17 protein-coding genes and 2 pseudogenes are annotated in these 25,206 nt (G+C 72.2%); 8 read left to right on the top strand and 11 right to left on the bottom strand.

What is annotated here, in order from left to right:
* Window positions 1-238 precede the first annotated feature (238 nt).
* Window positions 239-1,648, top strand: coding sequence for a replicative DNA helicase (gene dnaB, locus ACTMSW_RS23895; RefSeq protein ID WP_441182911.1), 1,410 nt, complete (start codon window positions 239-241; stop codon window positions 1,646-1,648).
* A gap of 935 nt (window positions 1,649-2,583) precedes the next feature.
* Here dnaB and ACTMSW_RS23890 read toward each other — a convergent pair.
* The 5 genes and pseudogenes from ACTMSW_RS23890 to ACTMSW_RS23870 all read right to left on the bottom strand — a co-directional run bounded on the left by ACTMSW_RS23890 (window position 2,584) and on the right by ACTMSW_RS23870 (window position 8,324).
* A complete protein-coding gene (locus ACTMSW_RS23890) occupies window positions 2,584-3,264 on the bottom strand; it encodes a maleylpyruvate isomerase N-terminal domain-containing protein (RefSeq protein WP_441182910.1) in 681 nt (226 codons plus the stop codon).
* Between the two features lie 100 nt (window positions 3,265-3,364).
* Window positions 3,365-3,763 (bottom strand): zf-TFIIB domain-containing protein, encoded by a 399-nt coding sequence (locus ACTMSW_RS23885; RefSeq protein ID WP_441182909.1) that lies wholly within the window; start codon window positions 3,761-3,763, stop codon window positions 3,365-3,367.
* Between the two features lie 19 nt (window positions 3,764-3,782).
* Entirely contained in the window at window positions 3,783-4,415 is a 633-nt protein-coding gene (locus ACTMSW_RS23880) for a phosphoribosyltransferase (protein WP_441182961.1), read from the bottom strand.
* A gap of 6 nt (window positions 4,416-4,421) precedes the next feature.
* Window positions 4,422-5,726 (bottom strand): annotated as a pseudogene (locus ACTMSW_RS23875) (glycosyltransferase 87 family protein); the annotation flags it as partial.
* 72 nt (window positions 5,727-5,798) lie between these two features.
* Window positions 5,799-8,324, bottom strand: a complete 2,526-nt coding sequence (locus ACTMSW_RS23870) for a putative bifunctional diguanylate cyclase/phosphodiesterase (RefSeq protein ID WP_441182908.1) — start codon at window positions 8,322-8,324, stop codon at window positions 5,799-5,801.
* A gap of 466 nt (window positions 8,325-8,790) precedes the next feature.
* Between ACTMSW_RS23870 and ACTMSW_RS23865 the strand changes: the two genes are divergently transcribed.
* From ACTMSW_RS23865 to ACTMSW_RS23845, 5 genes are all read left to right on the top strand, one after another.
* Window positions 8,791-11,862: an AfsR/SARP family transcriptional regulator gene (locus ACTMSW_RS23865; protein ID WP_441182907.1), complete on the top strand. Its 3,072-nt coding sequence runs from the start codon at window positions 8,791-8,793 to the stop codon at window positions 11,860-11,862.
* 245 nt (window positions 11,863-12,107) lie between these two features.
* Window positions 12,108-12,599 carry a cyclic pyranopterin monophosphate synthase MoaC gene (gene moaC / locus ACTMSW_RS23860; RefSeq protein WP_441182906.1) on the top strand — a complete coding sequence of 164 codons (492 nt, stop codon included), beginning with the start codon at window positions 12,108-12,110 and terminating at the stop codon, window positions 12,597-12,599.
* On the top strand, window positions 12,596-13,099 hold the full coding sequence (locus ACTMSW_RS23855) for a MogA/MoaB family molybdenum cofactor biosynthesis protein (protein ID WP_441182905.1): 504 nt from the start codon (window positions 12,596-12,598) through the stop codon (window positions 13,097-13,099). The genes moaC and ACTMSW_RS23855 overlap by 4 nt, the downstream gene beginning before the upstream one ends.
* Window positions 13,100-13,108: 9 nt before the next feature.
* A complete protein-coding gene (locus ACTMSW_RS23850; protein WP_441182904.1) occupies window positions 13,109-14,368 on the top strand; it encodes a molybdopterin molybdotransferase MoeA in 1,260 nt (419 codons plus the stop codon).
* The gene (locus ACTMSW_RS23845; RefSeq protein ID WP_441182903.1) at window positions 14,365-14,793 is read left to right on the top strand and encodes a molybdenum cofactor biosynthesis protein MoaE; all 429 of its coding nucleotides are present in this window, start codon (window positions 14,365-14,367) and stop codon (window positions 14,791-14,793) included. The genes ACTMSW_RS23850 and ACTMSW_RS23845 overlap by 4 nt, the downstream gene beginning before the upstream one ends.
* Before the next feature lie 25 nt (window positions 14,794-14,818).
* Here the strand turns inward: ACTMSW_RS23845 and ACTMSW_RS23840 are convergent, their stop codons facing one another.
* Together ACTMSW_RS23840 and ACTMSW_RS23835 are read right to left on the bottom strand one after the other, a co-directional pair.
* Complete coding sequence (locus tag ACTMSW_RS23840) at window positions 14,819-16,252, bottom strand: glycosyltransferase 87 family protein (RefSeq protein WP_441182902.1); 1,434 nt, start codon at window positions 16,250-16,252, stop codon at window positions 14,819-14,821.
* A 215-nt stretch (window positions 16,253-16,467) separates the two neighbouring features.
* Window positions 16,468-17,013, bottom strand: coding sequence for a DoxX family protein (locus ACTMSW_RS23835; RefSeq protein ID WP_441182901.1), 546 nt, complete (start codon window positions 17,011-17,013; stop codon window positions 16,468-16,470).
* Between the two features lie 125 nt (window positions 17,014-17,138).
* Here ACTMSW_RS23835 and ACTMSW_RS23830 point away from each other — a divergent pair, with 125 nt between their 5' ends.
* Window positions 17,139-17,693: a GNAT family N-acetyltransferase gene (locus tag ACTMSW_RS23830; protein ID WP_441182900.1), complete on the top strand. Its 555-nt coding sequence runs from the start codon at window positions 17,139-17,141 to the stop codon at window positions 17,691-17,693.
* Window positions 17,694-17,726: 33 nt separating this feature from the next.
* On the opposite strand, the gene ACTMSW_RS23825 is transcribed toward ACTMSW_RS23830, so the two are convergent.
* The 3 genes and pseudogenes from ACTMSW_RS23825 to ACTMSW_RS23815 all read right to left on the bottom strand — a co-directional run.
* Window positions 17,727-18,968 carry an AAA family ATPase gene (locus tag ACTMSW_RS23825; RefSeq protein WP_441182899.1) on the bottom strand — a complete coding sequence of 414 codons (1,242 nt, stop codon included), beginning with the start codon at window positions 18,966-18,968 and terminating at the stop codon, window positions 17,727-17,729.
* Between the two features lie 146 nt (window positions 18,969-19,114).
* The gene (locus ACTMSW_RS23820; protein ID WP_441182960.1) at window positions 19,115-19,534 is read right to left on the bottom strand and encodes an LppU/SCO3897 family protein; all 420 of its coding nucleotides are present in this window, start codon (window positions 19,532-19,534) and stop codon (window positions 19,115-19,117) included.
* A 391-nt stretch (window positions 19,535-19,925) separates the two neighbouring features.
* Window positions 19,926-20,207: pseudogene (locus ACTMSW_RS23815) on the bottom strand (LppU/SCO3897 family protein); the annotation flags it as partial.
* Between the two features lie 700 nt (window positions 20,208-20,907).
* Between ACTMSW_RS23815 and ACTMSW_RS23810 the strand changes: the two are divergent.
* On the top strand, window positions 20,908-21,891 hold the full coding sequence (locus tag ACTMSW_RS23810) for an EamA family transporter (protein WP_441182898.1): 984 nt from the start codon (window positions 20,908-20,910) through the stop codon (window positions 21,889-21,891).
* A 63-nt stretch (window positions 21,892-21,954) separates the two neighbouring features.
* On the opposite strand, the gene ACTMSW_RS23805 is transcribed toward ACTMSW_RS23810, so the two are convergent.
* Window positions 21,955-25,152: a UvrD-helicase domain-containing protein gene (locus ACTMSW_RS23805; RefSeq protein ID WP_441182897.1), complete on the bottom strand. Its 3,198-nt coding sequence runs from the start codon at window positions 25,150-25,152 to the stop codon at window positions 21,955-21,957.
* Window positions 25,153-25,206: the final 54 nt, after the last annotated feature.

Genomic DNA, 25,206 nt, shown 5'->3' with positions numbered 1-25,206 from the left:
TGGTCAGAATTCCCCAACGGTTGTCCACAACCTGTGCACACGCTGCGCACATGCTCGCCCATCCGCGTCCACAGGTTGTCCCAAGGCTCGTCCACCGGTGCTGTTGAGGGGCTGACCTCGTGTTCCGTATGGTTGGCCCCCGACCGGCCGCGCGATGACCCCCGATCGACCGGCAGGTCGGAGTGTCGTACCCGGCGGTGAAGCTGGGACGAGGATCCGACGGCGTGGAGGGGGGACCGTGTCGGTCACCGACGACATGCGCGCGGAGCCGCGCTCCGGCGGGCAGCAACAGGCCGCGCCGGCGCAGCGCGACGGCCAGTTCGACAAGACCCCACCGCAGGACGTCGCCGCCGAACAGTGCGTGCTCGGCGGCATGCTGCTCTCCAAGGACGCCATCGCCGACGTCGTCGAGATCCTCAAGACCAACGACTTCTACCGGCCGGTGCACGCCACCATCTTCGACACGATCCTGGAGATCTACGGTCGCGGCGAGCCGGCCGACTCGATCACGGTGGCCGCCGCGCTCGCCGACTCCGGCGACCTGGTCCGGATCGGCGGCGCTCCGTACCTGCACACCCTCATCGCGAGCGTCCCCACCGCCGCCAATGCCGCCTACTACGCCCGGATCGTGAGCGAGCGCGCGGTGCTGCGCCGCCTGGTCGAGGCGGGCACGAAGATCGTGCAGCTCGGCTACGGCACCAACAGCGGCGGCAGCCGCGACGTCGACGACGTCGTCGACCTCGCCCAACAGGCCGTGTACGACGTCACGGAGCGCCGGGTCAGCGAGGACTTCGCGGTGCTCGCCGACATGCTCCAGCCGACGCTCGACGAGATCGAGGCGGTCGGGGCGCAGGGCGGCATGATGACCGGCGTGCCCACCGGGTTCACCGACCTGGACCGCCTGCTCAACGGCCTGCACGCGGGTCAACTTATTATCGTGGCTGGCCGGCCGGGTTTGGGCAAATCGACCGCTAGCATGGACTTTGCCCGTAATGCGGCTATCCGCGCCAATCAGGCGGCGGCCATCTTCTCGCTCGAAATGAGCAAGGTGGAGATCGTCATGCGACTGCTCTCCGCCGAGGCCCGGGTGCCGCTGCACGTCCTGCGCAGCGGCCAGCTCTCCGACGACGACTGGACCAAGCTGGCCCGCTGCATGGGTGAGATCAGCGAGGCGCCGCTCTTCGTGGACGACACGCCGAGCATGAACCTCATGGAGATCCGGGCCAAGGCGCGCCGCCTGAAGCAGCGGCACGACCTGAAGCTCATCGTCGTCGACTATCTCCAGCTGATGACCTCGCCGAAGCGCACCGAGAGCCGGCAGCAGGAGGTCGCGGACCTGTCCCGCGGCCTGAAGCTGCTGGCCAAGGAGGTCGAGTGCCCGGTCATCGCGGTGAGTCAGCTGAACCGTGGGCCGGAGCAGCGCACCGACAAGCGCCCCCAACTGTCCGATTTGCGCGAGTCTGGCTCAATCGAGCAGGATGCGGACGTTGTAATTCTTTTGCACCGAGATGACTACTACGACAAGGAGTCTCCCCGGGCGGGGGAGGCGGATTTCATAATCGCTAAGCATCGGAATGGGCCTACGGACACAGTCACGGTAGCGGCCCAACTGCACCTGTCCCGGTTCGTGGACATGGCGATCGTATGAGGGACGCCTCTCCTCGCTTGTCCTCGGCGCAGATCGAGGAAGCCGTGCGGCGCGCGGCCAGCGGGGAGAGCCTCACCCGGATCGCGGAAACGTATGGCGTTACCAGGCAGGCTATTCGTGGTCTTCTACGGCGGCGAGGCGTGCCTGCACGCATCGTCGCCAAGCTGGCTGAGCCGGAGCGTGTGGAGGCCGTGCGACGGTACTCCGAGGGATTGGCCATGACCGAGGTTGCGAAGATGTTCGGCCTGACGGAGCCAGGGATGCGTGGGCTCCTCGTTCGCCGCGGCGTCGTGCTTCGGAGAACGGTGCACACCCTTCGGCATGATGCTTTCGACGTGTTGACGCCGGAAACCTGCTACTGGCTGGGGTTCCTCTTCGCGGACGGATGTGTGACGTACCGACCCGGTCACCTGCCGCAGATCTCCGTCGGATTGGCCGCACGAGACCGGCAACACCTTGTTTCACTGCGTGAGTTCCTCGGATCCAGCAGCAGCATCTCGGCTCCGAGCCGCACACACGGCTCCTGTCAGTTCTCCGTCCGTTCGGAACAGCTGGCCGCCCGCCTGGTTGCCCTCGGGAGGTACGAGGGCCCTGTGGATCAGCGGCTGACCAGGTCACGTGACTTCTGGCGCGGCGTCGTCGACGGGGATGGCTCATTGGGGATCTACCGACGTCCAGCTCCGAGCTCAACGACATTCCCGCAGTTCAGGCTAGTGGGAAGCCGACGCCTGCTCGATGCTTTCGTCCCATTTTTGCGGAGCCATGGAAGCGGCGGCCTCTCAGTACGGCCTCACAAGACGATCTTTACGATCGGAACGACCTGTCGGCCAGCTGAGTCAATCGTGGCCCTGCTGTATGCGAACGCCTCTGTCGCTCTGCCCCGGAAGGCGGCCGTCGCGGCGGCCATCCTGGAGGGCCGTCTCACCGTTTGACAATCAGCCGAGCAGGGGGAACCACCCGGCGACCTCGCCGAGTTCCATCCGGTCGTGGTCCGTCAGCGGCAGCCGGCCGGTCGCCTTGAGCAGGTACTCCTCGTCGTCCCAGGCGGCGGGGCGGACCGCGTCGTCGCTGAGCAGACCGTCCATCGTCGCCACCGCCACCCGCACGGCGGCCTCCCCCGGGCGGGGCGCGTCGGGCAGGTCCACCACCAGGTCTAGGTGGTGGATCACGGCCTCGGTGGCGAGAGTGGTCAGCAGATGGCGTACGCGGAGCACGCGGCCCTGCGTGGCCACGCAGCCGTCGGGGTCCGCGCGGCCGGCGGCGCGGACGGCGGCGGGTGCGGTGTCGGCCCAGACCCGGACGATGCCGCTGGGGCGGTGGAAGGCGGAGGCGGAGCGGCGGATCCACCAGGAGTGCCGCGAGTCGGCGTCGTCGTCGCCGGGCTGGAACGACCGCCAGTAGCTGATGTCGTCGGTGTCGGGCGGGCCGTCGACCGGGCTCGCCAGGGCGACCAGTGCCCGCTGGGCGTCGCCGACCACGTGCAGGAGCAGGTCCGCGACGAGCCAGCCCCGACAGCGGGTGGGGCGTTGCAGGTCGACGTCGTCGAGGTCCGCGACGGTCCGGGTGATGCCGTCGTACGCCTGCGCGAGCGGGATGTGGTGCCCACCGGACGTCATGCGACGCAGCCTCGCACAGCGGGTGCCGGTCGGCACGGTGGGCGAGGTGAAGCGTGTCGTGGGACGGGCCGGCGGGCTGCCGGCCCGGCCCAACGGAGGCTCAGCCGAACATCTCGTCCAGGAAGCTCTTGTGCTTCTTGCGCTTGTAGTGGCCGTGGTAGCCCTGGTGCTGCTGGCCGTGGCCGTACGCGGGGGCGGGCGCCGGCGGGTAGCCGTGCGCGGGGGGTGCCGCGCCGTAGCCGGGCTGGTGCGGGGCGGGCGCGGGCGGCGGCGGAGGCGGCGGGTAACCACCCTGGGCGTAGCCCGGCTGCTGGGCGGGCTGCCCCGTGGGCGCACCGCCCTGCTGGCGCTGCCAGTTGGCCTCGGCCTCGAACAGCTTCTCCAGCTCGCCGCGGTCGAGGAAGATCCCTCGGCACTCTCCGCACTGGTCGATGACGACGCCGCTGCGCTCGTACTGGCGCATTTCTCCGTGACACTTGGGACAGGTGAGGCTCATCACTCGACGGTACCTGGTCTTCTCACGCGGTCGCGGTGAGCGCCTCGGTGACCTCGTCGTCGGAGACCTCGTGGAAATCGTCGTAGTAGCTGCTGACAGCCATGAATTCCGGCGGGTGCTGGGCGCAGACGACCTGGTCGGCTTCGGCGGCGAGCATCTCGTACGCCTCCTGGGAGCCGACCGGGACGGCGACGACGACCCGACGGGCTCCGAGGTGCCGGGCGACCTGGACGGCGGCGCGGGCCGTGGCACCGGTGGCGAGCCCGTCGTCGACGATGACGGCGGTGCGGCCGGTGAGATCCAGGGGTGGGCGACCGGCGCGGTAGAGCTCTTCCCGGCGTTCCAGCTCGGCCTGCTCGCGGCGCCTGACCTCGCCGATGGCGTCCGCGTCGAGGCGGCCGGCGACCATGTCGTTGAGGACCTGCACGCCGCCGGGGCCGAGTGCGCCGAACGCGACCTCGGGTGCCCAGGGCATGCCGAGTTTGCGCACCACCAGCACGTCGAGCGGGGCGCCGAGCCGTTCGGCGACGACCTCCGCCACGGGTACGCCGCCGCGTACGAGGCCGAGGACGATGACGTCCCGGTCGCCGATCAGAGCGGTGAGCCGGTCGGCGAGCATCCGCCCAGCCTCGGCCCGGTCTCGGTAGGTGGTCATGTCTCCAGGTCTACGCCCTGTGGAGGGATTCCGCCCCCCGGATGCCGGAACCCGGGCGGCGATCGCGGGTGCCCACACCAGGAACGCGAGGGGGTAGAGGAGGTAACCGAAGCGGGTGGAGGGCATGAGCAGGATCGCGGCGAGCAGCCCGTACCCGCAGATGAGCGCGACGGTGGTGGCCTGGCGTGGCGGACGGCGGGCGAGTCGGACGGCGATCGCCAGCCCGGCGGCGAGCAGCAGGCCGGCGGCGATCGCGCGCCCGGCGGGCAGGGTGGTGGCGATCAGGTGCCCGGGGAACGGCGACTGGGCGGGGCTGGTGACCAGGCCGTGGCCGAGCGGGAAGCGGAGCACGTTCTCGACCAGGGCGTCCTGGTCGACCAGCAGCACCGGGAGCAGGGCGGCGGCGGGCAGGCCCAGCGCGCCGGCGGCGACGCGGAAACCGGCGCGGCGGGTCAGGCCCCAGACGATCAGGACGAGCGCGACGGGCCACGCGAAGAGCTTCAGCGCTCCGGCGAGGCCCACGGCGATGCCGGCCCGGCCGGGACGGCCGACGGCGGCGTAGGCGAGGGCCAGCAGGCAGAGGGCGAGGACGGGCAGGTCGTCGCCGCCGGTGGCGAGGGTGAGCGCGCAGACCGGGAGCACGGTGGCGGCCTGGACGCCGCGCAGCACCGGCGCGGACGCGGGGGCGCCGGGGCTGCGGTGGCGGGGCCGGAGCGTGTGCACGGCCAGCGCCAGCGCGACCGCGGTGCCGAGGGCGAACCACACCCGGGCGTCGGTCCACCAGGCGTCCACGGCGGCGCGGGGCAGGCCGAAGAGGGCCATGCCCGGTTGGTACGGGGTGTAGCCGAGGAGCTGCTCGCCAGGAGGCAGGGCGGCGATCGCGTCGTGACCGAGGTACGGGGTGCCGGTGTCGACGAGTCGTCGTCCGGAGTCCTCGACGACGAGGATTTCCTCCTGTGCCCGGTCGGTACGCCCGCCGGCCCGCTCGACGCTCTGCAGGACCGCCGGCAGCAGGGCGGTCGTCGCCCAGGTGAAGGCGGTGACCGCCCACCGGGCGGGCAGTCCGGCCAGCCGGGACGCCGCGTCGCGGCGGCGCAGCACCAGTTGACCGGTCACCGCAAGCGTGGCGAGGAGGTAACCGACGGCGGCGACCGCGCCCCAGGCGCGGTGCGGCACCAGGGTGGAGGTGGCGGCGGTGACCGCGGCGAAGGCGGCGGAGACCGCGTACAGGCCGAGGTCGAGGGCGAGACCGCCGGCGGCGGTGTCGAGGGCCCGCCAGCCGCGGCGGGTCGTCGGGGCGGGGGCGGTCACGGCCGCCAGTCTCCCAGACGGCGTGCGGGGGTCTGGATCGACAGGTGGGAGAGGGCGCCGGCGGTGGCGCGGTCAGGCGGGCAGGTGCCGGTCGGCGCGGCCGCGCGTGGCCGGGCGGCGGCCGGGGGCCAGCCGGATCACCGCCCCGCTGTCGTGCAGAGGCGGGACGAGGACGCCCGGGCTGCCCCCGGCACCGCGGCGGAGCGTGGCGAGGAGGGTCCCGGCGGGCATCGGCCGGGCGAAGAGGTGGCCCTGGCCGGCGGTGCAGCCCAGTTCCCAGAGGGCGCGGCGCTGCGGCTCGTTCTCCACGCCCTCGGCGACGACGGTGAGGTCGAGGCTGCGGCCCAGGTCGAGGGTGGACCGGATCACGGCGGCGGCCTCGGCGGAGGTCTCCATGGCGGTGACGAAGCTCCGGTCGATCTTCAGCTCGTGCACGGGGATGCGGGACAGCAGCGACAGCGACGAGTAGCCGGTGCCGAAGTCGTCCAGGGCCAGCCGTACGCCCTCGTCGCGGAGCCGGCTGAGTACACGGTCGACGACGTCGAGCTGGCTGAGGGTGAGCGTCTCCGTCAGCTCCAGCACCAGCCGGTCCGGTGGCAGGTCGTGGGCGCGCAGGCGGGCCAGCACGGAGCCGGGGAAGCGGGCGTCGAGGAGGCTGCGGGGGCAGACGTTGACCGCCACCGGTACGTCGAAGCCGGCCTCCCGCCAGTTGCCCGCGGCGATCAGGGCCTGGTCGAGGATCGCCTCGGTGAAGGCCGGGAGCAGGCCCGATCGTTCCACGGCCTCCAGGAACCGCAGCGGGTCGATCACGCCGTGGGTGGGGTGGTGCCAGCGGGCCAGTGCCTCGGCGCCGATCACCACGCCGGTGCCCAGGTCGACGATGGGCTGGAAGTTCACCGTGAACTCGTGGTCGGCGACCGCGCGGGACAGGTCACCGCCGAGGGTCAGCCGGCCGATGTCGGCGGTGTCCCGGGTCGGCGCGTACGTGGAGATCCGCTGGCCGGCCCGCTTGGCCTGGTACATCGCCACGTCCGCGCGGCGCAGCAGCTCGGCCATCCCCCCGCTGGCCGGGGCGGTGGCGATGCCGCCGCTCGCCTCCACGCTGATCCGCATGCCGTCCAGGTCGAACGGCTCGTGCAGCACCGCCAGCAGCGACTCCGCCCGATGGGCGGCCACCGCCGGGGCGGGCAGGCCACGCAGGAGCACGGCGAACTCGTCGCCGCCCAGCCGGGCCACCAGGTCCCCGTCCTGCGCGGCGGCGTCCAGGCGTCCGGCGACCTGCACGAGCACCTGGTCGCCGGCGGCGTGCCCGAGCGTGTCGTTGACCTCCTTGAAGTGGTTGAGGTCGATCAGCACGAGCGCGGTCACACCCTCGGCGTGGCGGCTGCTGAGCTGCTCGGTGCCCTGGTCGAGCAGATGCCGACGGTTGGCGAGGCCGGTCAGCGCGTCGTGGGTGGCCGCGTAGGCGTGCTCCTCGGCGACCCGGGCCAGCTCGGCGTACGCCTGCGCGTTGCGGACCGCGGTGCAGAGGGCGGAGGCGAAGGTACGCAGGGTGTACTGCTCCCGCTCGGAGAGTTGCACCGGCCCGCGGAAGCGCAGGCGCAGCACGCCGACGTCGGCCGTACGGTCGTGCCCCTCGAGCGGGGTGTCCAGAACGGTTCCTTCCACCGTGTCCGGCTCCCCGGCCGGGCCGTCGTGGGTGATGCCGCCGGCCCCGCCGCGGACGGTCCGGCCGCCGTGGCGCAGCTCGATCTCCACCTCGTCGGCGGAGAAGAGCTCGGCGGCCTGGGTGACGGCGGTGGTGAGGACCGTGTCCAGGTCGACGACGTTGAGGGCGTCGGTGGTGCGGGCGAGTCGCTGCCACGCCTGTTGCTCGGTGCGGGTGCGGAAGCGGGTCGAGTAGGCGAGGTGCAGGCTGAGCACGAGTGGTGGTACGGCGAGCAGGAAGCGACTGTCGGCCTCAAGGACCGCCACGGTGAAGGCGGCAACGACGAATCGTACGGCGAAGCCCCCGAGCCGGAGGTCGAGGTTGCTGTGGAACTGTCGGTGGATCGTCGTGCCGGAGGCCACCGCGATGACCGGTGTGGCCAGTAGGTCGTCGAGTACGGCCGCGACCAGATAGGCGGCGGCGAGCTCCAGGAGAAGATCCCAGAGACCGGTCGGAGGCCAGTGCGAACCTAGGACGGATGCGGTTGCTCCCGCTCCACCGGCCACGATCATGTTCTTGCTGACACCGAAGGCGGTCTTGATGAGGGGCAGGCCAATCAGGACCGACGCGACTGCCACCCCTGCCCCGGTGCTGAGCACCACCCACGCCGGAGGCGCCACCACCACTCCGACCACGATGGCGGTCTCCACCCAGGCTGTCGCCACTGTGGTGGAGCGGATTCTCACGGGCACCTTGACGATCACGCTGAGCGCAACGATGAAGATCAGGGCGGTGAGTGTCGCGCCATCTCGGATCGACCGGGGCGGGTTCTCGATGAACAGGAACGCCGACACGAGCGCCGCGACCGAGGCGAAAACGACGACGAGACCGACAAGCGTCGTGAGGCGCCGATCGGTCTCAGTGTCACGTCGCACTGTGGCTCGATTCATTCGGCTCCGTCACGGCCGTTGCACCTCGCGCGATGGAGCTTACCCGAAATCTATGCCTGTTGAAGTGCCGAAAATTCAGTGCCACTCGGTGCCGCGCATCGTGTTACTCCTTCCGCTTCCACTGGCTCGGTGGTAAATCCGGGCTGCTTTGCTCCTGATTAGGAGCCTAAAGCCGAGTGGAAACGATTTGAAGGAATATATGTCCTTATGCGCAACATTAGCCAAGCCTGGGAGGTTATACTACGCTCTGTCCATCGCGCCTTTGCGGATCGCTATCGGCGGCTGCCGTACGCGATCGCGTTGTCGCGGCACGTCGCCATGGGCTCCGGCCTGCTCAACGTGCCGCTTGCTCTTCATTGTCATGGTCTCGTAGCTCCGCCGTATCCGTAGTTCGGTCTACCCTGCGGACTCGCTAATGTTCAGGGTCGATCGGCTGTACTACTGACGAACCGCGGTCGGGGGACCGGTGGAAATCAAGGTTTTGGGCGAGTTGGCTGTTCGGACGTCGGGCGCTCACCCGGCCCTGGGCACGCCCAAGCAGAAGACGGTTCTTGCGCTCCTGGCCGTTCAGGCCGGCCGGCTGGTCACGATCGACGAACTGGTGGACGAGTTGTGGCCGGAGGATCCCCCGAAATCGGCGGTCCCGAACGTCCGTACGTACGCGGCCAACCTTCGACGGACGTTCGAGGCCGCCGGAAACGGCCCGAGCCTCGTCCTCAGGGAGGGCGACGGCTATCGGCTGCGCCCTGGGGCATTTCGCGTGGATCTGCTGGAGTTCACCGCCGAGAGCGCTGAGGCTCGCGAGTCGGCTCGTCGAGGCAACCTGGAGCAGGCCGAGGAACTGGCATCCCGGGCTCTGGGCCGGTGGCGCGGACGGATGCTCGCGGGTGTGCCGCTGGGCCCTCTTCTCAGCATGAGCGTCGTCAGCGCTCAGGAACAGCGGTTGACCACGGTGGAACTCCTCGCTGAGCTGAGGATTGCGTTGGAACGCCCGGAGACGGCTGTTCCCGTTCTCCGGGAGGCCCTCGCCCTCGATCCCTTGCGCGAGCCGGCTCACGTCCTCCTCGTCCGCGCGATGCACGCTCGCGGCGACCACCCGGGTGCACTCGCCGCCTATGAATCCGCCCGGACGGCTTTGGCTGAGAAGCTCGGGATCGAGCCCGGTGCCGAACTGCGGAGGGTGCACCGGCTGGTGATGGAAGGAGGGCAAACGCCGGCCCCCGTGATGGAACCGGGGAACAACACCGGCCCGCTACGTCCGGCCACGCCCACCAGCGACACCCGGCGGCCGGCGCCGGCCTCCTGGTTGCCTCGACCCGTGCCCTACTTCGTAGGTCGAGCGGAAATCCTGGTCCGGTTGACGGCCGAGACCCGACGGCTTGCGGCCCGCACCACGCCGGTGCACGTCATCGAAGGTATGGCCGGTAGTGGCAAGACCACGACCGCCGTGCATCTGGCACGTCTGCTGAGGCCGAGCTTTCCCGACGCCGCGCTCTTCATCGACCTGCGCGGCCATGGTGACAGCGGCGCGGTCGCCCCCGTCGCCGCGCTGGGCACCCTGCTACGGCAGCTTGGAGTCCCCAGCGCCAGGATCCCAGCGGAGCAGGACTACCGTGCGGAACTGTGGCGCCGCGAACTGGCACACCGCCGGTGCGTGGTCGTGCTCGACAACGCGGCGACCACCGACCAGGTTCTCCCTCTGCTCCCGTCGGAGCCTGGGGCGGTGGTGATCGTGACGACCCGGCGGAGGCTCGACGGTCTGGACGTCAGCCCGCCGTGTGCGCTTCCGCTGTTGACACCGACGGAAGGGTTGGCCCTACTCGAATCGGCGGCGGGTCGGGACAGGGTGGCCGCGGAGCCCGAGACTGCGGCAGCCGTGGTGCGGAAGTGCGGCTTCCTTCCCCTGGCGATCCGACTTGCCGGTGCACGCCTCGCGCACCGTCCCGCTTGGCGGGTCGGCGATCTGGCGCGACTGTTGGACGACACCACCAGTCACCTGGGCCACCTGGCGGTACGGGAGCGAACGGTCGCGGGGGCGTTCGCGACGTCGTACGAGCCGCTCAGCTCGCCAGTCAAGCGCCTGTTCCGTCTGTTGTCGGTGCACCCCGGCCCGCACTTCACCGTGCCCATGGCAGCGGCGCTGGCTGGTGAGGCCGCGCCGACCGCCGCCCGAATCCTGGACGAACTGGTCGACTGCCACCTGGTGGAGGAGGCCCGGAGCGGCCGTTACCGGATGCATGATCTGATCCGCCGGTACTCGGTCGAACTGTCGCTGGCGACGGACGGGTCCGACAGTCGCGAGGCGGCTCGCGTGCAACTCCTGGACTTCGTCCTGCACTCGGCTCTCACTGCCGCGGACGTGTTGGAGTCGGGCCTGGTGCGGAGGCAGGTTCCTGTCGCCGCCCCCTACCGTTCCGATCTTGTCGGCCCGATGGATGGGCAGGCGGTCGACTGGTTCGAAGACGAACGGCCCAACATCGTCGCTCTCGTCGCTTCCGCCGGTGAGAACGGCCATCACCGCTATGCCTGGCAGTTGGCGCGGGCGGTCTGGCGCTTCTGCTACATCCGCGCCTACTTCGAGGACATCATCGCGACCCATGGTCATGGCCTCTCCGCCGCGGAGGCTGTGGACGACCTTGCCGGGACGGCGCTGATGAACAACTATCTGGCTTCCGCCCTCGTGCGGACGGGCAACTACCAAGGTGCGCTCGACCACCTGGCCGCCGCTGTCGCGGCATGCGAGCGACAGGGCGACCGGTCGAACCTCTTCCGTTTCCGTGCCAATCTCGTGGCCGTGTACTGGCTTCGCGGCGATCTGCACGAGGCGGTCGAGGTCGGTGAGGCGGCGATGCGTGACAGCGGGGGATACAACAACCATGAGGTGCCGAGTGAGTTGACCAACCTCGGCTTGGCGCTCGGAACTCTGGGACGCCATGAGAAGGCACTGCACATCCACCGCTTGCATCTGTTTCGGGCACGTGTCAACGGCGACTACTTCCACATCTTGAACGCGCTCGGCCACATCGGTGCCGTCAAGACGAGGATGGGGCACCACGCCGCCGCGGTTCCCCTTCTTCGAGCGTCGGTGGCGCTCAGGGAACGAACGGGGCACCGGTACGCGGAGGCTGAGGTGCGGAACGACCTCGGCGTCGCTCTCCGCGGTCTCGGCCAGATCTCCGCCGCGATCCGGGAGCAGGAACATGCACTGCAGTTGGCGATGGACTCGGGAGAGAGCCATGTCGAAGCGGCGGCCCTGAACGAGTTGGGGCTGAGCCTTGCCCAGTCGGGGGACGACCGGAGGTCCGCCGGGATGTTCCACGCGGCCCTCCGGGTCGCGACCCGGATCTCCCACCCCTACGAGCAGGGGCGGGCACTGGCCGGTCTCGCCGAGCACTTCGTGACCACCGACCCCGCCGAGGCGCGGCGGCACTGGGAGCGTGCGTTGGCGATCTTCCGCCGGATGGGTGTGCCGGAGTGCTTCGAGGTGGAGCGGCGCCTGGCCGAAACCGCGAGGGTGGCCCCGGCCGCAACCGGCTGAGCGCTTATCGATTTCTTATCGCCGCCCCCGCTAGCGTCGGCCGGGTTCGACGAAACGGGGGAGGTCCTGACCCAGCACAGGACCTTCGTCGTCGAGACACCCGCCGCGAGGGCTCCCCCCAGCAGACCCGCGTGGCGGGACGGTGAGGGAGGGGCGGCGCCGGAGCACCACGGCGTGGTTCCGAGGCGCCGCTCCTCCCGAGCACAGCGGCGGATGCGTCGTACCGGAAAGATAGGCTCCCGACCGTGACGGATCCCGCCCAGCTCACCCACGTCGACCCGGCCGGCGCGGCCCGGATGGTCGACGTGTCCGCCAAGGAGGTCAGCGGCCGGTCGGCCGTGGCCGCCGGTCGCCTGCGCACCACGGCCGAGGTGGTCGACCTGCTGCGCCGGGACGGCCTGCCGAAGGGCGACGCGCTCGCCGTGGGCCGGTTGGCCGGCATCATGGGCGCGAAGCGCACGCCGGACCTCATCCCGCTGTGCCACCCCATCGCGTTGCACGGCGTCACCGTCGACCTGACGCTCACCGCCGACACCGTCGAGATCACCGCGACGGCCCGCACGGCCGATCGGACCGGCGTGGAGATGGAGGCCCTGACCGCCGTGGCGGTCGCCGGCCTGGCGCTGGTCGACATGGTGAAGGCCGTCGATCCGGCGGCGAGCGTGGACGCCGTCCGGGTGCTCCGCAAGACCGGTGGCAAGACCGGCGAGTGGGTCCGACCGGAGGACCGGCCGTGATCCGGGCGCGGGTGGTCGTGGCCTCCAACCGGGCGTCCGCCGGGGTGTACGCCGACACCAGCGGTCCCCTCCTCGTCGCCGGCCTGCGTGACCTCGGCTGTGTGGTGGACGAGCCGGTGGTGGTGCCGGACGGCGCTCCGGTGGGCGAGGCGCTGCGGACCGCCGTCGCCGACGGAGTGGACGTCGTGGTGACCAGCGGCGGCACCGGGATCAACCCCTCCGACCGTACGCCGGAGGTGACCCGGGCCCTGCTCGACCACGAGATCCCCGGGATCGCCGAGGCGATCCGCGCCCACAGCCGCGACAAGGTCCCGGCGGCGGCGCTCTCCCGGGGGCTGGCCGGTGTGATCGGCCGGACGCTGGTCGTCAACCTGCCCGGCTCGACCGGCGGCGCGCGGGACGGGCTCGCCGTGCTCGGGCCGATCCTGTCCCACGCCGTCGACCAGCTCCGCGGCGGCGACCACCCGGCAACGGAAGCGCCCGGCGGGGCGCACCGTTAGGCTCGGCCGGTGAGCACGGAAACCGCATCGGCCGCCGATCGGGTCGCCGCGCCCCCGCCGGCGGGTTGGGACGAGGCGCGCTCCCGGGTGTACGCGGTCGGCCTGGCCGCCGCGCTTCCCGCCGCGAGCCGCCCCCTCGCCGAGATCGACGGACACACCCTCGCCGAGCCGCTGACCACCCGGACGGACCTGCCGGCCTTCCCGACGTCCAGCGTCGACGGCTGGGCGGTACGCGGTCCCGGCCCGTGGCGGATCGTCGGGCAGGTGCTGGCCGGCAACACCCCCGCCCCGCTCGCCGAGGACTCCACGACCGTCGAGATCGCCACCGGCGCGATGGTCCCCGAGGGCACGACGGCGGTGCTGCGGGTCGAGGAGTCGACGCGTACCGCCGAAGGTCTCGTGGCCGGCACGCCGCGGACCGCGCCGGAGTGGCGCGAGCCCGGCGAGGAGGCGTACGCCGGGGAGGAGCTTGTCCCCGCCGGCACCCCGGTGGACCCGGCGCTGATCGGCCTGGCCGCCTCCTGCGGGCACGACAGCCTGCGGGTCCGACGGCAACCGCGCGCGGCGCTGCTGGTCTTCGGCGACGAGCTGCTGACCGCCGGGCCGCCCGCCGCCGGGCGCGTCCGCGACGCGCTCGGCCCGGCGGTCCCGGCGTGGCTGCGCCGGTACGGCTGTCAGGTGCGCCCGTCCGAGGTGGTCGGTCCGGTGGCGGACACGCTGCCCGCCCACGTCGCCGCGCTGCGGGGTGCGCTCACCAACGCCGACCTGGTCTGCACCACCGGCGGCACGATGCACGGGCCCGTCGACCACCTGCATCCGGCGCTGGAGGCGTTGGGCGCGGACTACGTGGTCAACACGGTGGCGGTGCGCCCCGGCTTTCCGATGCTGCTGGCCCGCCTCGTGGGTGCGGACGGTCGGGTCCGGTTCGTCGCCGGCCTGCCGGGCAACCCGCAGTCCGCGATCGTCGCTCTGGTGTCGCTGGTCGCGCCGTTGCTCGCCGGCCTCGCGGGCCGGCCGATGCCCGCCCTGCCGCACGCCACGCTCGCCGAGCCGATTCCCGGCCGGGGCGACTACACCCACCTGGCGCTGGTCCGCCTCGACCGCGTCGCCGGCACCGCCCACCCGGTCCGGCACGTCGGGTCGGCGATGCTGCGCGGCCTGGCCGGCGCGGACGGCTTCGCGGTGATCCGCCCCGGCACCTCCGGCGAACCGGGCGACCGGGTGCCGGTCGTGCCGCTGCCCCTGCTGTCCGGCGAGCGTGCCGGGTGACCGCGCCCGCCACCACGTTCGGCACCGTGACCGACCGGCCGCTGGACCTGGCCGCGCACGAGGCGGCGGTCGCCGACCGTCGGGCCGGTGCGGTCGTCTCGTTCCAGGGCGTGGTCCGCGACCACGACCACGGCCGCGCGGTCACCAGCCTGGAGTACGAGGGTCACCCCTCCGCCGAGCGGATCCTGCACGAGGTCGCCGCCGAGATCGCGGCTGATCCCGACGTGTACGCGGTGGCGGTGTCGCATCGCGTCGGCCCGCTCGCCGTCGGCGACGTGGCCCTGGTCGCCGCCGTGAGCACCGCCCACCGCGCCGCCGCGTTCGCCGCCTGCTCGCGGCTGGTCGACGAGGTGAAGGCACGGCTGCCGATCTGGAAGCGGCAGGTGTTCGCCGACGGCACCGAGGAGTGGGTCAACTGCCCCTGAGGGCGGCCCATCCGTCGGTGTCGCGTCAGCGGCGGCCGTGGAACGTCGGCGTACGGCCCAGCCGGTCGGCGTAGAAGGCGGGCTCCGCCCCCGGGCGCCACGGCAGCGCGGCGACCAGCACGATCAACGCCAGGGCCAGCGAGTTCTCCATCAGCGCACCGAACAGGCCGTCCTGGTAGTGCGACACCTCGGGAAGCTGGTGCTCGTACGGCCAGATCGGTGAGATCAGGAACAGCAGGTAGAGGACCACCGCCGCGACGCCGTGCCGCACACCGGTCAGCGTCGGGTACCAGATCGGGGAACGCAGCCCGTTGACGCCGGGCAACCCCGCGGAGCCGGCCCGCTGTGCCGGCCCGCGACTGGCCTCGTGGCGCCGCACCGCGGCGTCGGCCAGCACGATGATCGCCGGGATGACCCACACGAGGTGGTGGGTCCAGGAGATCGGGCTGATCACGCTGGTGGTGAGGCCGACCAGGGTGAAGGCGGTCAGTTCGTCGCCGTCGGCCCGCGCGTTCGCGGCCCGGGACAGGCCGAGGGCCAGCATCAGCAGGGCGAACGACAGCCACAGCAGCCCGGGGGTCTCGATCGAGTCGTACAGCCGCGCCAGCAGGCCGGCGAGCGACTGGTTGGGCGTCATGTCCGCCGCGCCCACCCGCTCGGTCTGCCACAGCACGCCGCCGAAGTAGGCGCGAGCCTCGGGGCCGACGACGGCGAACGAGCCCAGGGTCACCGTGATCACCGTGCCGATGGCCGTCGTCGCGGCCCGCCACTGACGGGTGATCATCAGGTAGAGGATGAACAGCGCGGGGGTGAGCTTGACCGCGGTGGCCAGACCGATGCCCACACCCGCCCAGGCGCCGCTGTAGACGAAGCGCAGCAGGAGCCCGTCGGTGGGGGCGACGTGGGTGCCCCGGCGGGCCCGCCAGCGCAGCCCGACCAGGTCGGCGATGACCAGCGCGAAGAGCAGCAGGTTGACCTGGCCGTAGCCGAGGGTCTCCCGGCCGGGCTCCAGGGCCACGGCCAGCGGCGTCGCGACCGCCACGGTGAACCACAGTGGCCAGCCCAGCCGGTCGACGATCGGCCGGAGCAGGGCGGCCAGGACGACGGCCAGGGCGGCGATGCTGGCCGCCGCGTTGACCACGCCGGCCGCGCCCACCGGCAGGTGTGCCATCGGCAACATGACCAGACCGGCGAACGGCGGGTACGTGAAGCCGAGGGTGGTGCCGGGTGCGATGAAGTCGTACAGCTCGTGGCCGCTCGCCCACCACACCACCGCACCGTGGTAGATCTTCATGTCGAAGAAGTTGTACGGCCGCCCGAAAGCGCCGATGGCAAGCCATGCGGCGTAGACGACGGCGGCCACGATGCCGGTCCGTACGACTGTCCTGCGATCGATACCACTCGTTACACGGCGGACTGGGGCGAGGCGGTCCACCCGTCTACCGACAGTCGTCGGCATGGTGTGGCCACCCCCGTACCAATGTCGTCGTACCCGTCCAGGTCCTGCACGGAGCCTAGAACGGTCCTCCACGTCTGTGCCTCCCGCGTTATGCGACCGTGTCCGATCCCACACAAGTTTTTGACATTTCCGCCGCGTTAACGCCTCCCGGGTGGTTCAGGAGATTCGCGGCGTTGGTGGGGGTGGCGGCTGGTGGAGGGGAGGATCGACGCAGGTCAACCCGGCAGTCGACGAGCCGTCGACGCTGATCGTACGGCGATCCGGGCCTCGCGGCGGGCGGTACGGACAGCTCGCTGGACGGAACGTCGGGAGTGGCCGATCCGGTGACCGGTCCGCCACCGCAGACTGGGCTTGCCCTCGGTGTCGGCGGCGGCCAGCAGCAACCCACCGAAGAGGCCGACGTTCTTGAGGAAGTGGATCTGGTGGTTGTTGCGAGCGACCGGGTCGTTGCTGCTCCAGAAAGGATGACCGGCGATGGTGACCGGCACCAGAGTGCCGGCCAGGACCAGGGCCGCCGGCCGGGTGAAGCGCCCGTTGGCCATCATCAACCCGGCGGCGATCTGCACGGCCGAGTTGACGCGGATCAACGTCTCGGTGTCGGTGGGGATACGGGGGTTCGCCCGCTGGAGCAGAGGCGCGACGCGGTCCGTCACCGGCTTGGCGGTGGGGGCCAGCCGTCCGGGGTTCTGGAAGTTCTTCACCCCGCTTACCACGAAGATGCCGCTCAACATGGCACGGGCGAGGGAGCGCACAGGCTTCATGGATCAGTCATACCCCGTCGCGAGCTGTGCTACCCGTGCAACCGCCGATCCGGACCGGTCGTCGTGGACGTCGCGCCACGCCGAATCGAGCGACCGTCTCGGATGGAACGGCTACGAAGGGTAACGTGCCCGGCGTGACGACACTGCGGCTCCGCCCGGAGGACCCGGCGGACACCGGCGCGGTCCGTCGGGTGCTCGCGGCGGCCTTCGCCCGTCCCGACGTCGCCACCCCACCCGAGGTGGGGCTGGTCGACGAACTGCGCGGCAGTGACGCGTGGCTGCCCCCACTGGCGATGGTCGCCGAGTACGGCGGCGAGGTCGTCGGTTACGCGCTGCTCACCCGGGTCCGGGTGAAGTCCGACGCGCGCAGCGCGCCGGCCGTGGTGCTCGGTCCGGTGGCGGTCGCACCGCACCGGCAGCGGATCGGGCTCGGGTCGGCGGTGGTGCAGGCCGTGCTCGACGCGGCGACCGAGTTGGGTGAGCGGTTGGTCGTGGTGCTCGGTGACCCTGCCTTCTACCGGCGTTTCGGCTTCAGCCGCGCCGACGCGCTGGGCCTGACCAGCCCGTGGTCCGGTCTCGGTGAGCCGTGGCAGGCACTCGTGCTTCCGCCCACCACCAGCGGCGAGGGTCCCCCACCCCGGGGCGAGGTCCACTTCCCGCCGCCGTGGTCCAAGGTCTGACCCGCCCGGTGCCGGTCGACCTCGGACGGGTGGTCAGGCCGGTTGGGTGCGCAGGTAGCGGCCGAAGTGTGGGACGGTGAAGGCCACCGTGCCCCGCTCGCCGGAGTAGATGAGGCCCTTCTTGATCAGCGCGTCCCGGGCCGGGGACAGGCTGGCCGGCTTGCGCCCCAGCGCGCGGGCGATCTCGGCGGTCGGCACGGCGGCGTCCATGTCGTCCCGTCCACCTCCGTCGGCTTCGCCCTCCACCAGGGACAGTGTCGCCATCGCGCGCATGTACTCGCGTTCCGCCGGCGTGGCCCGCTCGAAGCGGGAGCCGAAGAAACCGACCGCCAGCTCCGCTTCGGCCTCCGGCGCGGCGACCCGGACGTCGGCGGAGGTGATCGGCGAACGCGGGGCGTGGTCCCAGGTGGCCTTCCCGTACGCCTGGACGAAGTACGGGTAGCCGCCGGACTTCTCGTACAGCAGGTCGAGCGCCTTCTGCTCGTACTCGACCTCCTCCCGCTCGGCCGGCGCGCAGAGCGCCTGGTCGGCGGCGATCCGGTCGAGCCGGTCGATGCGCTGGTAGCGGAAGAGCCGCTCGGAGTACGACTTGGCGGCACTGAGCACGGCCGGGAGGTGCGGCAGCCCGGCGCCGACCACGATGAGCGGTGCGCCCAGCTGGGACAGCTCGTGGCACGCGGCGCAGAGCGCGGAGACGTCCTCCGGGCCGAGGTCCTGCATCTCGTCGATGAAGACGGCGATGCCGGTGCCGACGTCGGCGGCGATCGAGGCGGCGTCGGTCAGCAGCTCGACCAGGTCGATCTCGATGTCGCCCGAGTCGGCCCGACCGTGTGCCGCCGGTACGTCGATGCCGGGCTGCCAGCGGTCGCGCAGCTTCGGTGCGGCGGCGCCCCGGCCGGTGGGCGCGGACCGCTGGGCGAACGCCTTGAGTACGCCGAGGAAGGCGTCGATCCGGTCCGGGGCGCGGTGCCGGGACGCCAGCTCGCGAACCGCCATGTGCAGCGCGGCGGCGACCGGCCGACGCAGGGACTGGTCGGGGCGGGCCTCGATCTTGCCGGTGCCCCAGAGGTGGTTGATGGCCTGCGAGCGCAGCGTGTTCAGCAGGACGGTCTTGCCCACGCCGCGCAGCCCGGTGAGCATCAGGCTGCGCTCGGGCCGCCCGCGCGCGATCCGTTCCAGCACGACGTCGAAGACGTCCAGCTCGCGGCCCCGCCCGGCGAGTTCGGGCGGGCGCTGGCCGGCGCCCGGGGCGTACGGGTTGCGGACCGGATCCACGCATCGGAGACTATCGGGCCGTCTAGCCACCGGGCTAGACATCCGTAGATGGTGCTACCCGCGTGTCGGTCGTCCTCGACATAAAACTAGGGCTGTCTAGCGTCCACGCTAGACAGCCCTAGTTTTGGTAATCAGGCGGCTGGTGGTCAGCGTTCCCGGAGGCAGAGCACGTAGTCGAGAAGGTCGACCGGGTTGTCGTGCACGTAGTTCGCGGTCGCCTCGGGTGCCCGGGTGCCGCAGCGCTCCCCGTCGACGGTCGCCGGGATGCGCAGCAGCACCTCGTACGTGCCCGGACCGCACGGCACCTTGCGCAGCTCGGCGTCGTCCTCGGTGCCGTCGTTGACCACGCAGTCGCCCCGGGCGAACTCCACCTCGTCGTCCTCGGTCGGACTGGGCTCCGCCGTGGTCGGCGCGGGCGTCGGTGCCCCGGTCGGATCGGCGGGTGTGCTGGTCGCCGGCGCGGAGAGCGACGGTTCGTCGGAGTCGTCGGCCACCTGCCAGGCCGCCCAGCCCGCGAGACCGAGACACGGGCAGAGCAGGAGCAGCACCGCCAAGCCGATGATCAGGGCGATCCGGCCACCACGCCGGTTCCCCGGGGGTGCCACCGGGGACGGCGTGGGGTACCCGCCCGGAGCGGACCAGGGCGTACCCGCACCGGGGGCGGGCGTCGGCCCGGCCGGCGGGAACGGGCCCGGCGGCGGGTAGCCCGCGCCGGAGACCGGCGGCTGCGCCGGACCCGCCGGTGGCTGCCCCCACAACGGCGCCGTGGGCGGCTCACCGCCCGGCGCGGGCCGACCCCACTGCGGCACGGTCGGCTCCCCGCCCGGCGGTCGCGCGGGTTGGCCCCACTGCGGCAGCGTCGGATCGATCGGCTGGTCGTCGGACGGTCGGCGGTACGGGTCGTCAGGCTGGCCGGGCGTACCGTTGGTCATCTGTCCCCCTGGCGGGTGCGACGGCTCAGCGCTGCTTCAGGCAGAGCACGAAGTCGAGGGTGTCCAGTTCGCTGTCGAAGAAGTACCAGTTGGTGTAGCCCTCGACCTTGGCGCACTTCGCGGCGGCGTCCTTCTCCCCGGTGGTCGCGCCGTCGATCCGCCGCAACACCTCGTACGTCTTCGGGCCGCACTCGCTGATCGCCAGCTTCGGCTTTCCACCGGCCGGCCCCTCGTTGCGGACGCACTGCCCCGCCTTGGCGAACCGCGGATCGGCCGACGACTCGGGTGCCGGCGCGCTCGGCGCCGGCTCCGACCCGCCGGCCGGTTGCGTGGTCTCGACGGCGGCGGGTGCCGGCTCGGTCGGCGCGGCGGTCGGTGTCGGGTCGTCGTCGCGGCCGAGCAGCCAGAGCATCGCCGCGCCGCCGATGACCAGGGCCAGCACCGCGGCGAGCACCGCGATCACCGGGCCGCGCGACCGCTTGCGCTCCGGCGGGGGTACGGGCGCGCCGGCGTACGCGTACGGCCCGGAACCGGGATCCGGCTGCGACGCGTACGGCTGGTCGCCGGTGCGGTACGGGCTTTCGCCGTACGCGGGACCGGTGCCGTAGCCGGGACCGTAACCGGGCGCTCCCCCGGGACCGGGGCCGTAGCCGGGCGCGCCGCCCGGGCCGGTTCCGTAACCGGGCGGGCCGCCGGTGCCGTAGCCGGGCCGTGGGTCGGGGCCGGCGTGGCCGGGCTGACCCGGGCCGTAGGGCGCGTCCCCGTAGGCGGGCGGCGGATTCCCCTGGCGCTGCGGGTACGGGCCGTTCGGGTCGCCCCAGCCGCCCGGGCGGGATCCGCCGCCCTGCGGGCCGTGCCCGTCACCCGGTCGCTGCCCCCGCCAGGGTTCCGGTCCGGCCCCACCCGGTGGTCCGTAGTTCGTCATGCACGTCCTCCTGCACGAGTGGTGAGAGGCCGGCCACCAACACCGGACGCCGACGCCCACGTCACCGTAGCGTGGTCCCACGATGAGCTCACCTCCGCCAAGTGCCGCAGCGTCCGCCGAGTCCCCACCGTCGACCACCGGACCGCACCGCACCGCCGCCGCGCCCGTTCTGATCTGGACCGCGTTGGTGCTGGTCTACGTCCTCTGGGGCTCGACCTACCTGGGCATCCGGATCGCCGTGGAGACGATGCCACCGCTCGGTTCGGCGGCGGCCCGGTTCGCCGTCGCGGGCCTCGTGCTGGCGATCGTGGTGCGGCTGCGCCGTGGCCCCGGCGCGCTGCGGGTGGACCGGCGGCAGCTCGGGTCCGCGGCGCTCGTCGGGGTGCTGCTGCTGGCCGGCGGCAACGGCCTGGTGGTGCTCGCCGAGTCCGGTCCGCCCGGTGTCGCGGTGCCGTCGGGGATCGCCGCGCTGCTGGTGGCCACCGTGCCGCTGCTGGTGGTGCTGCTCCGTTCGGCCGTCGGCGACCGGCCGGGGCTCTGGACGTTCGTCGGCGTGACGCTGGGCTTCGCCGGCCTGGTCCTGCTGGTGCTGCCGACCGGCGGAACGGACGCCGTTCCGCTCGTCGGCGCGCTGACCGTGGTCGCCGCGGCGACGAGCTGGTCGGTCGGCTCGTTCCTGTCCGGACGGATCCGGATGCCCACCGACCCGTTCGTGGCCACCGTCTACGAGATGGCGGCGGGTGCGGCGGTGCTCGCCGTCCTGGCCGCCGGCCGTGGCGAGTTCCGTGGCTTCGACCCGGCCGCCGTGTCCACCCGTTCGTGGCTCGCGCTGGCGTACCTCATGGTCGCCGGCTCGCTGGTCGCGTTCACCGCGTACGTGTGGTTGCTGCACCACGCGCCGATCTCGCTGGTCAGCACGTACGCGTACGTGAACCCGGTGGTGGCGGTGGCGCTCGGCGCGCTGTTCGTGGCGGAGCCGGTCACCCCGCAGGTGGTGCTCGGTGGCGCGGTGATCGTCGCCGGCGTGGCGCTGGTGGTCACGACAGAACGACCACGCCGACGCTGAGCCGGCGTTAAGAAGGGCCCCTTCCTCTACACGAGGCGTTAAGAAGGGGCCCTTCCTTGCACCTCAGATGAGGCGGAGTTGGCGGTCCTTCGGCCGGCGGGGTTCGGCCTCGCCGAAGCGCTCGAACAGCCCGGGGTCGATGACGTCGAGGAACGGCGACGGCCGGCACTCGCGCTCCGACCCGTGCCGCACCCGTCGTGCCGCGTGGCTGACGTACAGGCGGTCCTGGGCGCGGGTCAGCCCGACGAAGAACAGTCGCCGTTCCTCGGCGACCGCGTCCGCGTCCGGCTCGGACCCGGGCCAGCGCAGCGGCAGCAGCCCGTCCTCCGCGCCGACCACGAACACCACCGGGAACTCCAGGCCCTTCGCGGCGTGCAGGGTGAGCAGGGTGACCGCCTCGGCGCGCGGGTCGAGCGCGTCGACCTCCGCGCCGGTGGCGAGCTGGGACAGGAACAGCTCCAGGTCGTCCCCGCAGCGCCGGGCCAGCGGCGTCAGCAGGTCGACGGCGGAGCGGACGTCCTCCGGCCGGACCGTGCCGGTGCCGTCCAGCGTCGGCACCGCGAAGCGCTCCGCGACCACCTGCCCGGCGAGGCGTACGCGGGCGGCCAGCGAGCCGTCCAGCCCGTCGGCGTGGCGCAGTTCGCGTGCGATGGCGGCCACCCCGGGCCGGTCGCGCAGCCGGTCGTGCGAGCGCTTCTGCACCGGGATGTTCGCCCGGGCCAGGGCGTCCACGATCGGCGCCGCCTGGGAGTCGGTGCGGTAAAGCACGGCGATGTCGGAGAACGACAGCGTGGTGGACCGGCCGTCGATCCGGCCGGAGTCGAGCGAGCGGTGGGACAGCCCACCGACCAGCTCGTCGACCGTACGGACGACGAAGTCGGCCTCGTCGGCCACGGAGGCCGCGAAGTAGCGGCCGACCAACGGGGCCTCCGGGTCGAGCCGGGCCGGGTCCAGTCGCCGGCCGCGTACCAGCGACGACGGCGCGATGGCCTGCACCGCGGCGGCCAGGATCGGCGCCGAGGAGCGGTAGTTGCGGTTGAGCCGGACCAGCCGGGCGTCGGTGAAGTCCTGCGAGAAGCGCAGGAAGTACCCGACGTCGGCGCCCCGGAACGAGTAGATCGCCTGGTCCGGGTCCCCGATGGCGCACAGGTTGCCGTCGGCGGGGCTGAGCAGCCGCAGCAGCTCGTACTGGACGGCGTCGACGTCCTGGTACTCGTCGACGAAGATCCAGCGCCAGCGCTCCCGGTAGCGTTCCACCAGCCTCCGGTCGCCGCGCAGCAGCGCCACCGGCAGGGTCAACAGCTCGTCCAGGTCGACCAGGTCCTGCTTGCGCAGCAGCGCCGTGTAGCGGGCCAGGTCGTCGCCGGCCTCGCTCCGCGCCGCCGCCCGGTCCGCGTCGTCGGCGATCCGGAAGTCCGCCGGGAGGCCGGCGGCCGCCGCGTTCTCCCGCAGGACGGCCAGGCCGAGCGAGTGGAACGTACCGACGGTGACGTCCTCGGCGACCGGCCCGAGCAGCCCGTCGAGGCGGTGTCGCAGCTCCTCGGCGGCCCGCCGGGTGAACGTGATCGCCAGGCACTGCTCCGGGAAGACGTTCAGCTCCGCACACAGGTACGCGATCCGGTGCGTCAGCGTGCGGGTCTTGCCGGTGCCGGGACCGGCCACGATCAGCAGCGGCCCGCCCGGTGCGGACGCCGCCACCCGCTGCATCGCGTCCAGCCGGTCCAGCAGGCCGGTGCCGACCTCCTCCATGCCGGCCAGCATCGGCTCGAACGGCTCGTGCGGCGAGGGCGGGGGAGCGATCGGGGGTGGGGGCGGCGGCGCGGCCTTGCGCTTCGGCGTGGCCTTCACGGCCGCCGTCGCGCGCCGGGGTTTCGCGGGGCCCACCGGGTCCGTGGGGCGTCGCTGCGCCGGCACGGGTACGTCGAACAGCGTCTCCTGCGCGGCGGAGGTGCCCGGACCGCTCAGCTCGGCGGGGTCGAAGAGGGTGATGACGCCGTACTCGCCGTCGTAGCCGGGCACCCGACGTACGTCACCGCGTCGCAGCCGGCCGATCCCCTCGGCGAGCAGCTCGCCGCCGACCCGGTCGATCTCGTCCAGTGGCGTACGGGTGAGGATGTCCAGCTCCGGGCCGAGGGCGGCGACCAGCTCGTTGAGCTTCCCCTCGACCTTCTTCGACCGGGCGCCCACCTTGTTGATCTCGCCGAGGATCTCGCAGAGCTGCACCAGGTGGGTGACGTCCGGGGCGTGCCCCGGACGGTGTCCCTCCGGGCGGTCGGCCAGCTCCTCCACCCGGCTCAGCACCCCGACGGTCAGCGGCTTGCCGCACTCCGGGCAGCGCCCACCCGCCTCCCGGGTCCGCTCCGGCGACCAGTTGACGCCGCAGAGCCGGTGCCCGTCGGCGTGGTACTTGCCCTCCTCCGGGAAGAACTCGATCGTCCCGGCCAGTCCGTCCCCGGTCCGCAGGGCCTCGCGGATGGCGAAGTAGTCGCGGGCGGAGTCGAAGACGGTCGCCTCGCGGGCCAGGGCGGGCGGTGAGTGCGCGTCGGAGTTCGACACCAGCCGGTAGCGGTCCAGGCTGGCGACCCGCCAGTTCATCTCCGGGTCGGACGAGAGGCCGGTCTCCACCGCGAAGATGTGCTCGGCGAGGTCGGCGTAGCAGTCGGCGATCGCGTCGAAGCCGGACTTCGAGCCCAGCGCGGAGAACCACGGCGTCCAGATGTGCGCCGGCACGAGATAGCCGTCGGCGCTCGCCTCCAGGGTGATCTCCAGCAGGTCCCGGCTGTCCAGGCCGAGGATCGGCCGGCCGTCCGAGCCGAGGTTGCCGATCCGCCCCAGCGCGCTGTTGAACCGGGCCACCGCGTCCAGGTCCGGCAGGTAGATCAGGTGGTGCACCTTGCGCGTCCGGTCGTCGCGCTTGTAGATCGTGGAGATCTCCACGCTGAGCATGAAGCGCACCGGGTCCGTCTCGGCCTCGCTCGCCAGCCGGGGCGGGAGCCGCCGGGCGATGTCCCGCTCCGCCTCCGGGCTGAGCCGGTGCAGGCCGGGCTCGGCCGGGTGCAGCGTCTCGCGCAGGTGGTCGTACCAGGCGGGGTGGGTGAAGTCGCCGGTGCCCAGGACCGCCACACCCTTGCGCCGGGCCCACCAGCCCAGGTTCGGCAGGGTCAGGTCGCGGCTGCACGCGCGGGAGTACTTGGAGTGGATGTGCAGGTCCGCGACGAAAGGCGGGAGGCCACCGGGGGATGCGGCGCTGAACGGAGGCACGCCGCATCCTGTCACGACCGGCGAGACACCGCCCGGCCGCCACGCTCGGAGGTG

It is taken from the genome of Micromonospora sp. BQ11, from assembly GCF_052068135.1.
Classification (GTDB): domain Bacteria; phylum Actinomycetota; class Actinomycetes; order Mycobacteriales; family Micromonosporaceae; genus Micromonospora.
Note: the sequence above shows the minus strand (reverse complement) of the source record. Positions and strands in the feature narration are given on the sequence as shown.

What these genes read in the sequence shown, in the direction of transcription:
- ACTMSW_RS23890 (WP_441182910.1), bottom strand. Translation starts at nt 3,264, where the DNA reads ATGACGTCCGGTGGGCACCACATCCCGCTCGCGCAGGCGTACGACGGC.
- ACTMSW_RS23880 (WP_441182961.1), bottom strand. Translation starts at nt 4,415, where the DNA reads ATGACCACCTACCGAGACCGGGCCGAGGCTGGGCGGATGCTCGCCGAC.
- ACTMSW_RS23870 (WP_441182908.1), bottom strand. Translation starts at nt 8,324, where the DNA reads ATGAATCGAGCCACAGTGCGACGTGACACTGAGACCGATCGGCGCCTC.
- ACTMSW_RS23840 (WP_441182902.1), bottom strand. Translation starts at nt 16,252, where the DNA reads ATGCCGACGACTGTCGGTAGACGGGTGGACCGCCTCGCCCCAGTCCGC.
- ACTMSW_RS23835 (WP_441182901.1), bottom strand. Translation starts at nt 17,013, where the DNA reads ATGAAGCCTGTGCGCTCCCTCGCCCGTGCCATGTTGAGCGGCATCTTC.
- ACTMSW_RS23810 (WP_441182898.1), top strand. Translation starts at nt 20,908, where the DNA reads ATGAGCTCACCTCCGCCAAGTGCCGCAGCGTCCGCCGAGTCCCCACCG.